At 39.4% G+C, this 14,064-nt stretch carries 12 protein-coding genes; 11 read left to right on the top strand and 1 reads right to left on the bottom strand.

Annotated features, from left to right (window positions below):
- Positions 1 to 144 precede the first annotated feature (144 nt).
- The 7 genes from QME45_08665 (at position 145) to QME45_08635 (ending at position 8,587) form a co-directional block, all read left to right on the top strand.
- On the top strand, positions 145 to 2,310 hold the full coding sequence (locus QME45_08665; GenBank protein ID MDI6618737.1) for a glutamine synthetase III: 2,166 nt from the start codon (positions 145 to 147) through the stop codon (positions 2,308 to 2,310).
- A 228-nt stretch (positions 2,311 to 2,538) separates the two neighbouring features.
- Positions 2,539 to 4,620, top strand: a complete 2,082-nt coding sequence (locus tag QME45_08660; GenBank protein MDI6618736.1) for a Sip1-related alpha-galactosidase — start codon at positions 2,539 to 2,541, stop codon at positions 4,618 to 4,620.
- 372 nt (positions 4,621 to 4,992) lie between these two features.
- Complete coding sequence (locus QME45_08655) at positions 4,993 to 5,364, top strand: DUF2089 domain-containing protein (protein MDI6618735.1); 372 nt, start codon at positions 4,993 to 4,995, stop codon at positions 5,362 to 5,364.
- 18 nt (positions 5,365 to 5,382) lie between these two features.
- A complete protein-coding gene (locus tag QME45_08650; GenBank protein ID MDI6618734.1) occupies positions 5,383 to 5,769 on the top strand; it encodes a hypothetical protein in 387 nt (128 codons plus the stop codon).
- A gap of 136 nt (positions 5,770 to 5,905) precedes the next feature.
- Positions 5,906 to 6,928 carry an ATP-binding cassette domain-containing protein gene (locus tag QME45_08645; protein ID MDI6618733.1) on the top strand — a complete coding sequence of 341 codons (1,023 nt, stop codon included), beginning with the start codon at positions 5,906 to 5,908 and terminating at the stop codon, positions 6,926 to 6,928.
- The gene (locus tag QME45_08640; protein ID MDI6618732.1) at positions 6,915 to 7,739 is read left to right on the top strand and encodes an ABC transporter permease; all 825 of its coding nucleotides are present in this window, start codon (positions 6,915 to 6,917) and stop codon (positions 7,737 to 7,739) included. Before QME45_08645 ends, QME45_08640 begins: the two co-directional genes overlap by 14 nt.
- A gap of 20 nt (positions 7,740 to 7,759) precedes the next feature.
- Positions 7,760 to 8,587 (top strand): ABC transporter permease, encoded by an 828-nt coding sequence (locus QME45_08635; GenBank protein MDI6618731.1) that lies wholly within the window; start codon positions 7,760 to 7,762, stop codon positions 8,585 to 8,587.
- 111 nt (positions 8,588 to 8,698) lie between these two features.
- Here the strand turns inward: QME45_08635 and QME45_08630 are convergent, their stop codons facing one another.
- The gene (locus tag QME45_08630) at positions 8,699 to 9,313 is read right to left on the bottom strand and encodes a hypothetical protein (protein ID MDI6618730.1); all 615 of its coding nucleotides are present in this window, start codon (positions 9,311 to 9,313) and stop codon (positions 8,699 to 8,701) included.
- Positions 9,314 to 9,819: 506 nt separating this feature from the next.
- Here QME45_08630 and QME45_08625 point away from each other — a divergent pair.
- The 4 genes from QME45_08625 to QME45_08610 all read left to right on the top strand — a co-directional run bounded on the left by QME45_08625 (position 9,820) and on the right by QME45_08610 (position 14,062).
- Positions 9,820 to 11,052: an NAD(P)/FAD-dependent oxidoreductase gene (locus QME45_08625; GenBank protein MDI6618729.1), complete on the top strand. Its 1,233-nt coding sequence runs from the start codon at positions 9,820 to 9,822 to the stop codon at positions 11,050 to 11,052.
- Between the two features lie 41 nt (positions 11,053 to 11,093).
- The gene (locus QME45_08620) at positions 11,094 to 12,533 is read left to right on the top strand and encodes a M28 family peptidase (GenBank protein ID MDI6618728.1); all 1,440 of its coding nucleotides are present in this window, start codon (positions 11,094 to 11,096) and stop codon (positions 12,531 to 12,533) included.
- A 156-nt stretch (positions 12,534 to 12,689) separates the two neighbouring features.
- A complete protein-coding gene (locus QME45_08615) occupies positions 12,690 to 12,998 on the top strand; it encodes a hypothetical protein (protein MDI6618727.1) in 309 nt (102 codons plus the stop codon).
- A gap of 17 nt (positions 12,999 to 13,015) precedes the next feature.
- Positions 13,016 to 14,062: a V-type ATPase subunit gene (locus QME45_08610; GenBank protein ID MDI6618726.1), complete on the top strand. Its 1,047-nt coding sequence runs from the start codon at positions 13,016 to 13,018 to the stop codon at positions 14,060 to 14,062.
- Positions 14,063 to 14,064 lie beyond the last annotated feature (2 nt).

Below are 14,064 nucleotides of genomic sequence, written 5' to 3'. Positions count from 1 at the left end.
GAAAATGTTCTTGCACTATGGATGAATATATGGTATCATATTTACTATAATTTTAATAAATATGTTAGAGAGCAAAGGCGTTCTCATAATTTATGTGAGGACGCTTTATCTTTTTTTGTTAACTTTTAATAAGGGGGAATAAAGATGTTGTCAAAGAAAGTTATTTATAGCGATGAGTTTAAAGAGGATGAGATCGATCAGGCTGATGGCGGCTTGAACTCGTTTTTCGGCAGCAATGTATTCAATGATGCAGTAATGAAGGCAAGGCTTCCTAAGAATACTTATGTTTTGCTTAAAAAAACGATCGATGAGGGGGCTCCGCTTGATCCGTCAGTTGCCGAAATTGTGGCAAATACCATGAAAGACTGGGCTATAGAAAGGGGAGCCACCCATTATATACACTGGTTCCAGCCTATGACAGGAGTTACAGCGGGAAAGAATGAATCTTTCATATCACCTCTTGGAAATGGAAAGGTAATAATGGAGTTTTCAGGTAGAGAGCTTATAAAGGGTGAACCGGATGCGTCATCGTTTCCTTCAGGAGGTTTAAGATCGACATTTGAGGCACGGGGATATACTGCATGGGATTGCACATCGCCGGCATTTTTAAAGGAAGACGCAGGAGGAGTTACGCTTTGCATACCGACGGCGTTCTGCTCATATACAGGTGAGGCTCTCGATGAGAAAACTCCGCTTTTAAGGTCCATGGAAGCTTTATCAAAGCAAGCTATAAGGGTTCTCAGGCTCTTTGGGAATACGACAGCCAGAAAGGTAACAAGTACGGTTGGACCGGAGCAGGAATACTTCCTTATAGACAAGAAATTATATGAAAAAAGAAAAGATCTCATCTTGACAGGCAGGACGTTATTCGGTGCCAAACCTCCAAAAGGACAGGAGATGGAAGATCATTATTTCGCGAATATAAAAGAGAGAATATCTGAATATATGGGGGAACTTGACAGGGAACTCTGGAAGCTAGGCGTCCCCGCAAAGACAAAGCATAATGAAGTTGCCCCTGCTCAATATGAGCTTGCGACAGTATTCACATCCGCAAATGTTGCAACGGACCACAACCAGATTGTAATGGAAACCATGAGAAGGGTAGCAAACAGACACGGGCTTGTATGTCTTCTTCATGAGAAGCCTTTTGCAGGTGTAAATGGCTCTGGAAAGCATAATAATTGGTCTATGAGTACGGACGAGGGCGAAAACCTTTTGACACCCGGTAAAACTCCCCGTGCAAATGCACAATTTCTGGTATTTTTATGTGCCGTCGTAAAGGCAATAGATGAATATCAAGATCTTATAAGATTATCCGCCGCCATACCTGGAAATGACCACAGGCTTGGTGCCAACGAAGCTCCGCCTGCAATCGTTTCGGTATTCCTCGGCGATCAACTTACGGATATACTGGAGCAGATAGGTGACGGCGAAGGTGTAAAGGAGAAAGAGAGGGAAATATTGAAAATCGGCGTATCGACTCTTCCAGCTTTCCCGAAGGATTTGACCGATAGAAACAGGACATCTCCTTTTGCATTCACAGGCAATAAATTTGAATTCAGGATGGTTCCTTCATCAGGTTCTGTAGCGCTTCCAAATATCGTTTTGAATACGATAGTTGCGAATGCCTTAAGCGAAATAGCCGACAAGCTTGAAGGTGCCGAAAACTTTGATGACAAACTTACGGAATTATTGAAGGGCATAGTAAGAAATCACAAGAGAATAATATTCAACGGGAACGGTTATTCAGATGAATGGATAGCAGAAGCCAAAAAAAGAGGCCTTTTAAATATTCGTTCTACCGTGGAAGCCATTCCTGCGCTTCTTAAAGACAAGAATGTGAAATTATTTGAAAAGCACGGGGTATTCAGCAAGAGGGAACTTGAGGCAAGGTACGAGATTTCTCTCGATGAATATATAAAGGTTATAAATATTGAAGCTTCGACTATGATAGCGATGGCCAAACGCCAGTTATTGCCGTCTGCTATAAAATATTCGTCAGTGGTCGCTCAATCGATAAATGAAATAAAGAAGGCGCTGCCTTCTGCAGATACTAAAGTTCAGGAGAGGCTATTGGATGAGTTGTCAGATACGTTATCGAGATTCTATAAGGAAATAAAGGAACTGGAAGATGTGACGGATACGGCTCAAAGGTCCGAAGCCGGTATTTTTGAGAGAGCATCATATTACAGGGACGTGGTATTTACGGAGATGAGCAGATTAAGAAGCTATGCCGATAAATTGGAGACAATAGTCGATTCGAAATACTGGCCGCTGCCGACATACGCCGATATGCTGTTTAGCATATAATTTCAATATATTTTTTTGCAGCATGAATTTGTGTTTTTGAACACTAATTCGATAGATTAAAATTCTGCAAGTTATCAAGACCGCTTGTGTAAACAAAGCGGCCTTTTTGCTGTATCGCTGGATGTGACGGGCATTTTTACATTAAAGCATGAAAGCATGCATTTTAAAAAGATATGTATGATATAATATACAAATGTAGTAAATATTATATCGAAAGGATGATAAGGGATGTTTCTTTTAAAAAATGTCGGCGGCAAAATTGACATATACCACGATGGCAATCTGCTCATAAAGGGAATTGCACCAGTGGTCAACATTGACGATATTCAAATCAGGCCGCTGCTTGAAACAGCCGGTAAAGACATTTTCACATGTGAGGATTCAAAAAGGGGATTAAAACTACAGCTTGCCTTTAATAAAAAAGATGATGTCATCTATCTGGAAGTCGAAGCATATGTAGAAAACGGGAGTTTTGCACCGAATGGCGGAATCACATTGGAAGTGGAAGATATATTGAATTTTAAAGAATCCATGGCGGTTAATCTATTCAAGGATTGGTGGACAAGGCCTTGCTTTGTCAGGGATTTTAGAAGGATACCGAAAAAAACGCAGGCATTGAATTGGACGGATGGCAGCAATTATTATAGCATTTTGACAGTATGTTCGGGAAATTGCAAAACGGATTTGGAAGGGGCGGATAACAAGCTGAGGTTTTCGATTTCAACTTGTGATACGGGCCATAATCATTATAAAACATTTTCATTTATACTGGGTGCAGGGGATGATCCGTTCAGCATCCAAGAGGATATGGCGGCTGCCGCATTTGATAGCTTAAATGTCCAGGGAAAAGTTAGGGAAAAAAGGCATTACCCTGAAGTATTTAAATATTTTGGATGGTGCAGCTGGGATGCTTTTTACCATGAAGTAAATGAAAAAGGCATTATCGATAAGGCGGAGGAGTTTAAAAAGAAAGGTTTTCCCGTAAGATGGTTTATAATCGACGACGGTTGGTCTGAGACAAAGGATAACAAGCTAATGTCGTTTGATGAAGATAAGGATAAATTTCCTCATGGATTCAAGTGGCTGATGAGTAAGTTAAAAGATGGGTACGGATTGTCCTGGATTGGCGTATGGCAGGCTTTTGAAGGATACTGGATTGGAATCAACCCTGAAAGCAATCTTTGCAAAGAATACAGCCATAACTTATATAAGACCAAAAAAGGAGCGCTGACGCCATATCCGGATGAAGAGAAGGCTTTTGGTTTTTGGAATGCATGGCATTCGTCTTTAAGGGAAAAAGGAGTGGACTTTGTAAAAGTTGATAACCAGAGTTCATTCAAGTATTTTATAAAGGACAATATGGATATTTGCACTTCGAGTGCCAGTGAACATGCGGCATTGGAGGCTTCCGTAGGGCTGAACTTTGACGGGACGATAATCAACTGCATGGGAATGGGGCCCGAAGACATGTGGAATAGGCCTTATACCGCATTGAACAGGAACAGCGATGACTTTTTCCCCAAGACGGAAAACAGTTTTAGGGAGCATGCTCTGGAAAATGCCTATAATTCATACATAACTGGAAACATCTTTTGGGGCGATTGGGACATGTTCTGGACTGAGCATCCTCAAGGTGTCAATAACGCGGTTTTGAGGGCTTTAAGCGGTGGACCCGTATATGTGAGCGATGAAGTCGGGAAGACTGATGCAAGTATTTTATGGCCTCTGATCTTTTCGGACGGTGAAGTCTTGAGGTGTGACAGGCCGGGTATGCCGACAGTCGACTGCCTGTACAAAAATCCGCAGGAAGAAGGGGTTCCTCTTAAAGTATGGAATAAATCAGGGCAGTTCGGTGTCATCGGATCATTTAACATAAATAAAACGGGTAAAATGGTTTATGGAATAGTAAGGCCATCCGATGTCTATGGAATAAAAGGCGATAAGTTCATCCTTTATGAATATTTCTCAAAAAAGGTAACGATGCTGGATAAAGATGAAGATATGGATATTTCACTGCCTGAGGATGCCGTACGGTTGTATATTGTATCCCCCGTAAATAACGGATTTGCCGCCATAGGCAACATTGATAAATACATATCGCCCGGCGTCATCAAGCATATTTCAATTTCGGAAGACGAGATAAATATATGGGCGCGGGATGCCGGCAATTTCGGGTTTGTATCTTTTAAAGAGCCGGTTAAAATTGCAATAGACGGTGTGAAAAGTAGTTTTAATAAAAAAGACGGCGATCTATACATGGTGGATTGCGGAAGCAATAGGAATTCTCAAATAAACATCTATTTTAAATAAACATTCTATTCGTTTAATTTTCAATTCGTATGACCCTGGGTGCTCAATATGCGATTTTGAATACAGCCAGGATAGATGTCTTGTTTCTATGGATAATAACAAATCGGCTCAAATAAGGGCCGATTTGTTATTATCCTGCATTTTTTACATTTCAAACGTTATATAAATGTATTTAATTTTTTATTTTAATCAGGCAAAACAAAATAATAAATAATATTAATTAGTAAGATTATAATATTAAATAAATTAAGCAAATTTATTAAAAATATTAATATTAATATTGACATATTTAAAATGGAGTATATAATATAAAATATAATATATATTTTATGAACCGTTACTAACACGGTTGAAATCTCCGGAGGAATTTTTATGACAAACAATATATTATCGATATGCCCTGTTTGTGGTGAAAAACTTTGCATTACATCGCTATATTGCGACAAATGCGGCACTAAAATCGAAGGCCAGTTTCAACTGGATAAATTCAGTTATCTATCGGCAGAGCATAAGTATTTTATAGAAATTTTTCTAAAGTGCAGAGGAAACATAAAAGAAGTGGAAAAGGAGCTTAATATCTCCTATCCGACAGTAAGAAGCAAGCTTAATGATGTAATAGCAGCCCTGGGCTATAAAATCGAGTCTCAGGATAAGCCCGGAACAGACAAAAAAGAAGTATTAGACATGCTGAGCAAAGGTGAGATAAGTTATGAAGAAGCATTAAAAATGATGGATAGGGAATAAATTTTGGGAGGTCTCATTATGAATGATGAAATCAAAAAAATATTAAAGATGGTTGAAGAGAAAAAGATAACAGCCGAGGAGGGCGAGAAACTTATTGATGCCCTTGATGAAAACACTTATAAAGTTCCGGCAGAGCCCCTAAACACTTCACAAAATGGCAGTAAGTCTAAATTTTTGAGGATACACGTCGACGGTGATGACAAAGTCGACGTAAAGATACCCTTGTCTTTAGTGGAAATCGGTATGAAATTTGGCATGAAGGTAGGTCCGAAGTTTTCGCCGCAAATGAAAGAACTTGAAGGGATAGATTTTCAGGAAATAATAGATGCTGTAAAAAATGGAGCAACAGGTAAAATAGTAGACGTCCATACTTCGGATGAAACAGTGGAAATCTATGTGGAATAGCGTTATTCAGGTAATTTTGTTTATGCATGATTCCATATTGTAGAAGGTGCATGTTTTATATTTTTCAAATAACATATATGCGTTCTCTTGCAGACCGGAGGTTGACGAATCAAGTAACAGGGGAGAAGGGATTTACATGGAAAAGGCTGTGGAAGTGACGGATTTGAAAAAAGTTTTCCACACGAAAAAGAAGAAACTTTTCAGGACCATTGAAAAGAAAGAATTTAAGGCTGTCGATGGAATCAGCTTTGATATATACAAGGGGGAAATATTCGGTCTTTTAGGACCTAACGGTGCCGGAAAGACCACAACTATAAAGATGATTACGGGTCTTCTAAGGCCTACGTCTGGATATGTGCGGGTAATGGGAATAGATGTGGACAAAAAACCAATGGAGGCCCTTTCAAAAATAGGAACGGTACTTGCAGGAGACAGGAGCATTTACTGGAAACTTACCGGCAGGGAGAACCTTGAATATTTTGCGGCGCTTTATGGCTGCAATAAAAACGAAGCAAAAAATCGTGCCGCGAAAATATTAGACAGGCTTGGGCTTGCTGAAAAGGCAGATGAGTTAGTCGAGAAATATTCGACGGGCATGAAGCAAAAGATTGCTCTCGGCAAGGCTTTGATACCTTATGCTCCGGTGGTTTTGCTGGATGAGCCCACCCTTGGACTTGACCCGCAGTCGGCGCTCAATTTAAGGGAAATAATACTGGATATTAAAAATGAGGGCAGGACGGTGCTTTTGACAACCCACTATATGGAAGAGGCCGACTTTCTCTGTGATAGGATAGCGATAGTAGACGGCGGGAAAATAATTGCTCTTGATACACCTTCAAATTTGAAAAAGAGCATGGACGATATAAAGCTTATAAATATCGAAGTGGATAATGCTCCGGAGGATATGCTCTGCAAGATAAAGGGCCTAAGCAGCATTCAGAAGGTCATAAGCCGGTATGATGAAGAAAGAAGAGACTATGTTTTAAACATACATCATACCGACAGCAATGAACTTATCCAGAAGGTAATCGATTGCATTTCCGAGAGCGGATGCCGAATACTCAACATAAATGTAAAAGAGCCATCCCTTGAGGATGTCTTCATACATCTTACGGGAAAGAGCCTTAAAGAGAAGGTGGAAAATAATGAGACGGTTTAGGGTTGTTATGGCAGTTGCAAAAAAGGAATTGGCTCAGATGACCCGTTACCCAACCTGGATAATACAGTTTATAGTATGGCCTCTTATATTTCCGCTCATATATATATTAAGTGCAGTGGGCATGGCCGGCCCTCAAAAGTCGGGCCTTGCGGCATTTGACAGCGTCGCAGGGACCAGAAATTATATGGGATTTATCGTTATAGGCACAATGGTATGGATGTGGGTAAATACTGTCATGTGGAATTTTGGTACTTTTTTGAGGGACGAACAGATGAGGGGCACTTTAGAATCAAACTGGTTATGCCCTATAAAAAAGGTGGATTTTCTTATTGGAGGCGCATCATTCTCCATGATAGTATCCGTACTGTTGACTTTGGTATCTGTAATAGAATACAGATTTGTATACGGGATACATTTTACAGGCAGCGTATTAAGCTGGATACTTTCCTTTTCGGTTATGATACCAGGTGTATATGGACTTGGGACTATGTTTGCAAGTCTGGTCCTCTGGGTCAAGGAGACAGGTGCGGCGGTCCAGCTTGTAAGAGGGAGCATAATGATCCTGTGCGGCATAACATTTCCCGCAGCCATAATGCCTGGGTGGATGCAATTCATCGCAAAATTTATGCCTTTTACATTTGGAATTTCTGCAACAAGGACTATCATGATAAACGGTGGCAGCATACTGGATGCACTGGCTGATATGTTGATTTGCCTGGGCGAGGGCTTTATTTATATGATTATCGGAAGGCTTTGTTTTACTGCGGTAGAAAACAAAGTCAGAAATTCCGGCTCGCTGGAAAGATTTTAAAAGGATGAGGGAGTGGAAGCATGAATCTTAAAAGAAATTTGCTGGCTGGAAGGGCGGCATTCAAGATAAGCATGAAAATGTATTTCAGGTATCCTTTGAATTTCATATTGACTTTTTTTGATCCTGTAATATGGCTTACGCCGTTTTATTTTATGGGAAAGAGTTTCAGCAGTTCCGGAACGGCCGCGGGTTTTAGAAGCTATACCGGGAATTCGGATTATATCGGTTTTTTGGTAATTGGCTATATGGTTACATCTTATATAAATACTGCTTTTTGGTCCCTTGGATTTTCACTCAAAAATGAGATGATGCAGGGAGTTTTAGAGTCTAATTGGAGTGCTCCGGTAAACAGGATCAACCTTCTTATAAGCAAGAGCCTCTTTCAGTTCGTAGCAACGACATTTGAAAATATTATTACCGGAGTGGTATGCTATTTTGCATTCGGGTTTACCATAAACAACAATATATTAAAGTTCCTTTTGTATTTGATACCAGGGATTATAGCGATGATGGGGCTTGGAATCGCAATATCGGCTCTTGTGCTTATAGCAAAGGATGCAAATTCGATCATCGATTTTTCGAGCTCGGTGGTTTCAGCACTTTCAGGCGGATTTTTCCCCATAAGGGTTCTTCCAAGGGCGATATTTTTTGTATCGATGCTTATTCCTTTAACATATATAAACGACAGCAGCAGGGCAATACTTATAAATCAGACGCCTGTAATGCCCCTTAAATACCAGTTTATAATAATAGTGGCTTCGATGTTTGTATTTGTCATAGTAGGGTCTGGAATTTTCTATGCAATTGAGAAAAAATGCAGGGAAATGGGACTTTTAAGTACACATTAAGAAAGATCAAAATAGATGTAAATATATGCCCTGCCGGTTATGCCATGCTTTATAAATGTCATCTCGCCGCAGCAGGGCACCTGTATTCCCATTGCTGTCTTGGTTTCAGGATTAGAACTTGTTGAATATTTCCCTGTCCAGCTTTTTTTCAAGCTCGATAATTTTATAGATTAAAAGTGCTATATCCTCTTTTGTAGCAGATTTACAGCTTTCAGATGATATTTCCGCAAAACCTGTCCTTATTTCTTTTGACTGCAGCATGTGCATTGCAAATTTTTCTGAAACAGCTCCTCCCATCTTCATCCTGTGTTTTATAGTGATGACGGACTCCATGGAGTTGATTACCGTGCCGCCTGTCAATTCTATTGCTGATCTTTTATCCCCTGATACGTTTTTAATTGATGAAAGGTTTAGATATGCATATGAGCCGTCGTTTACAGATAGTGGCTTCCTTACCTTTACCGGTATCAAAATTGTGTCTATACTCAATGGGACGGGTATGATGTTTTTCCTGCCCATTGTCACTGAATAGTTTTGCTTAAATGCCCGGATATCTATGCTGCTTTGCCTTAAAAAAATCTTAAGTAGAGACTTTATGCTGTGGTTTATAAACGAAGTCTGTCCATCTTTTTTTATCGCCTGTACGGAGTTGCCATTTTTGTAGATGGGTACATATGCAGCATAATCGGAGTAACTTACGTCAGATGACTTCCCGGCTGTATCCATATTATCACCTCATCTTTCCTTTTAATTATATTATAGGCCGAACAGACATTTGTGTAAATATATGGAAGAATTCATTATCTGTTTAATCAGATAATTCGTATGACATAAAATGATTCAATGTGGCTTTTACATAAAACGCGATAACAAAATTTAACAATAATTTTAATTCAACTTAAAAAAATATTAAATATATATATTTTTTTTAACCGGATTTATATAATTATGTAGAACGAAATATCAGAGGGTGCTTTATGGCTATTTGAGCTTAAGCGAGTTTTGATTCTGCCCTGAACAAGTTTACAGACTCTTAAGGCTATGAGTTTAGCGATTGAAATAAATATTCTTCAAATAGTGTTATAATGCACCAGAGGGCACATTTATAAATAGCATAAGCTCATATTAGCAATCGAAGATATGGTTAAAATATATGTGTAACATTCCACCTTATAAGTTATAATATCTCTATGGAACTGATTTCGATTATTATATAGCGGGAGATTTATAAAATGGCAAAGGAAAGGAAAGTCATAATAATAGGCGCCGGTGCATCGGGCCTTGTGGCGGCGATAGCTGCCAAAAGAGCCGGCGCATATGTCATATTGCTGGATAAAAACAGCAGGGTGGGCAAGAAAATACTTGCGACGGGAAACGGAAGATGCAACATTACAAACAGATATATGGACATATCAAAGTATCACGGCAAGCACCCGAGGTTTGTATACGGAGCTTTTTCGGCGTTTGGGCAGGAGTATACTTTAGAGTTTTTTGAAAAGCTCGGCATATACTTCAGGGAAGAGGAAGGCGGCAGGATGTTCCCGGCATCATTTCAGGCATCAAGCGTGCTGGATGTATTAAGGTATGAAATAGAAAATTTGGGCGTTGAAACCGTATGCGATGCTGAAGCGGTAGATATACGGCATGAAGGACAGTTCGAAATCGAATTGAGGGATGGAAGAAAGCTTAAGTCCGACAGGGTTATAATCTGCACCGGGGGCAAGGCAGGTCCTGAATTCGGTTCAGACGGCAGCGGGTTTTTGCTTTCTAAAAAATTTGGGCACAGCATCATCGAGCCTTTTCCAGCCCTTGTTCAGCTCAAACTGAATGCGAAGTTCCTAAAGGCGATACAGGGTGTAAAATTTGACGGAAATGTTGAACTCGTCGTGGATAAAAAAGTAATCAAAAGAGAAGACGGGGAAATACTTTTTACGGATTACGGGATATCGGGGCCGCCTGTATTTCAGTTAAGCCGAAAAGCGGGAGAGCTCATCAGGGATGGCAAAAGGGTTTTCATAAAAGTCGTGCTTGTTGACTACATTTCAGAGGATGGGCTCCGTTCAGTGCTTTTGAAAAGGTATGAAGAGGGGAACAAGAAATCTGTCTCACTCAGCTTCGTAGGCCTTATAAATAAAAGGCTTATACCGGTTGTCCTTAGGGAGGCAGGAATTTCGGACATGAATAAACCTGTGGCTTCCCTTACGACTCATGAAAAGGATAATATTTTACATATATTGAAAGACTGGAGATTCGAAGTTTCAGGGACTAATCCATGGGCTTCTGCCCAGGTTACGGCAGGAGGAGTAAATACGGAGGAGATAAACCCTAAAACCATGGAATCCAAAATAGTCCCCGGGCTTTATTTTGCAGGAGAGGTTATCGATATCGACGGGGACTGCGGAGGATATAACCTTCAATGGGCGTGGTCTTCAGGGCTTGCGGCCGGTTATAATTCCGCCTTGTAATGTATATTTTATAGTATACATTATTTCTGGAGGTAAAATTATTGAAGCATTTCAAAAAAGTTATATTTTTAATTGTGGCATCTGTCATAATATTTACATCCTGCAGTGTTAAAGTCGGCTATAATCCGCATAATTATGATGCTGACAATATTATAAAGATGATCGGGGAGCTATCTTCAAAGAGCTTCAATGGCAGGATGGCCGGAACGCCTTATGGAATCAAAACAGAGGAGTACGTCGCATCCAAGTTTAAGAAGGCCGGATTAAAACCTGCAGGTGTTGGCGGGACGTTTTATCAGGAATTCCTGGGAGTAAGCGGCAATCCGACACCCGAGTATATACTTGAGGTTAAAGATGGGAATAATATGGTAAAGGGATATAAATACGGAAAGGATTACAGCTTTTTCACCTATATGTCCCATAAGGGCGAGGCTACAGGAAGAGGTGTTCCGGTGAACCTGAGCGATAAAAATATAAAAGGTGTAAAAAATGCGATAGCTCTTATAAAATATTTCAAGGATGCGGACTCCAATACATTGTCGATGCTTTATAAAAAAGGTTATACGGGGGTCATTACGGCGAGCGGCGACCCTTCCGACAGGAGAAAGGGCCAGTTTGGCGTAAACGATATGGAAGTATCATCAAAACTGCCGAGAGTATGTGTAGACCTGGACGTTTTTGACGAGCTTATGGATTATTCAAAAAAGGGTTATACTATCCATTTAAAATCCTCTTTCGAAGTCAAAAGCTTTAAAGCGAGGAATGTGATAGGCATATTGAATTCAAACAGAAAATCGGATGATTATCTTATAATATCGGCTCATATGGATCATCTGGGTCCGGATCCTGACGGCGTATATTTCCCGGGCGCTCTTGATAATGCATCCGGAACATCCAGTATAATAGAGATTGCGCGAGCGCTGTCAAAGCAGCCTGTAAAGCCTGACAAAAATATCGTATTCATAGCATTCAGCGGCGAGGAAGAAAATCTTTTCGGGTCACAGTATTATGTTTCACATCCGATTTATCCTCTTAAAAACAGCGAAGTCATAAATCTCGATATGGTAGGCGCAAAATCGAATTTGCCTTTGAGTATTTTTAGATATGGCAGCAGCGAGAGGGCATCGGGGAATTCAATACTGAATGAGTTAAAAAGTTCAGCGGACGAAAGAAAAATAAAATACAGCATCGAAAACAATGGAAGCAGCGATCATATGCCTTTTGGATCGGTGGGCGTTCCGTCTGTAACATTGATAGATCTGGAAAAGAATATATACCATGTCCCTGAGGATACCATAGAGAATATAGGAAGGGATAATTTAAAAAGAGATATCGGTCTTGTGATGGATGTTATCGGGGAAAATGCTTATACTCAAAAAAGATATAGCAATTTATTTATTATTTGCATAATTGCAGGAATTATGACAATTATTGTCATAGCAATACGGCACAATAGAATGAGAATCGTAAAAATAAATTAAGCATTCTACCCGCTTACCGCGTTATTTTGAATAGATTAAACAAAAATGGCGGTAAAGAATCTTTTGCAAACATTGTTATTTTATAGAAACAGTATTAAAATTACTGTGTATCGCAGTATTGCGATTTGTTCTTTTTTGAAGGAAGGGATATATTTCATGGAAGATGCTTTAAAAATGGTTATATCGATAGATCAAAAAGCAGATGAAATAATGAAGCAAACACAGGAGTACCTTGGCAAAAGAGAAAAAGAAATAAAAATTAAAATAGATGCCATGAAAGCTGAAATAATGGATAAAACAGAATCGGAAGCAAAAGAACTGTATGATTCTATCGTTTCGGAAGCAGAAAGAGATGCCAAAGATATAGAGGAGCAGACTGCAAAGGAATGCGGAAACATTGAAAGCCAATTTATAAAAGTAAAAGACAAACTGGGCAAGAAGCTCTTTTCCCAAATTTTTAAATAACCCAGGAAGGAGCAGCCATGAGTAATTTAAACAGATTTGCTGCCGTAAGCACAAAAGCACTGGCTATGGAAGGGCAGCTTCTTAATGATGAAGATTATATAAATCTGCTTTCAAGGGATAACGTATCGGGGATTGCATCTTATCTTAAAAATAACACTCACTTTGCCTCCGTGCTCCATGGAATCGACGGGGGCAGCATCCACAGGAGCCAGCTTGAGGTGCTGCTTAAAAGAAGCCATGTAGGCGGTATAAGCAAGATGGTTCATTATTTTTCAGATTCTTATAAAGCATTCTATAAAACTATGTTTATAAGATATGAAATAGAGGACTTGAAGACAATTGCAAAGGGTATTAAAGCAGGAAACGACAATATGGCGATAAAGGATTCGCTGGCGTTTCTCGGCTATTTCAGCTCTTTTAATATGACTGGCCTGCTTTCTTCAAAAAGCCTTTTGGATTTTATCACAAATCTAAAAGGCACTATATATTATAATTATCTTCGCCCAATTGAGGAAAACAGAAAGTATACCGGTTTTTTCAATATTGAGATGACTCTTGATCTTGCGTTTTTTGATATTTTTTACAAAAATTTGAGCAGGATAGATAAAAATAATATATCGATAATAAAAAGCTATTTGGATGCCTATGTCGATCTATTGAATATCCAATGGATATACAGAGGGCTCAAATTTTACGGTCTGCCCCGTGAATTGCTGTTTAATTATACAATATCCCATGGAAGGATATTTGACAGCGATTATATAAAAAGATTGTGTTATTCGAGAAGCCTGGAGGAGTTTAGAGAAATTGTGCGGAATACCAAGTACAGTTTTCTATTCCATATGGAAAGTCAAGAGGGTATATTCATGGAACGACGTATACTCAGATACCTTTATTATAATCTGAAAAGAATAAAGGTTAAAAGCGGAATGAATATGAGCCAGCCTTTGGTATATATTCTCTTATCCGAAATCGAAATAAGGGATATAATATCGGTCATCGAAAGCATACGTTACGGCATGCAGATTGATGAAGCCAAGAAGTATCTTATAAGAAAGCTATAGAA

The organism is Clostridiales bacterium, assembly GCA_030016385.1.
In the GTDB taxonomy this organism is placed as follows: domain Bacteria; phylum Bacillota; class Clostridia; order Clostridiales; family Oxobacteraceae; genus JASEJN01.
The sequence above is the reverse complement of the archived record's forward strand: the minus strand, read 5'-3'. Positions and strand labels throughout refer to the sequence as shown.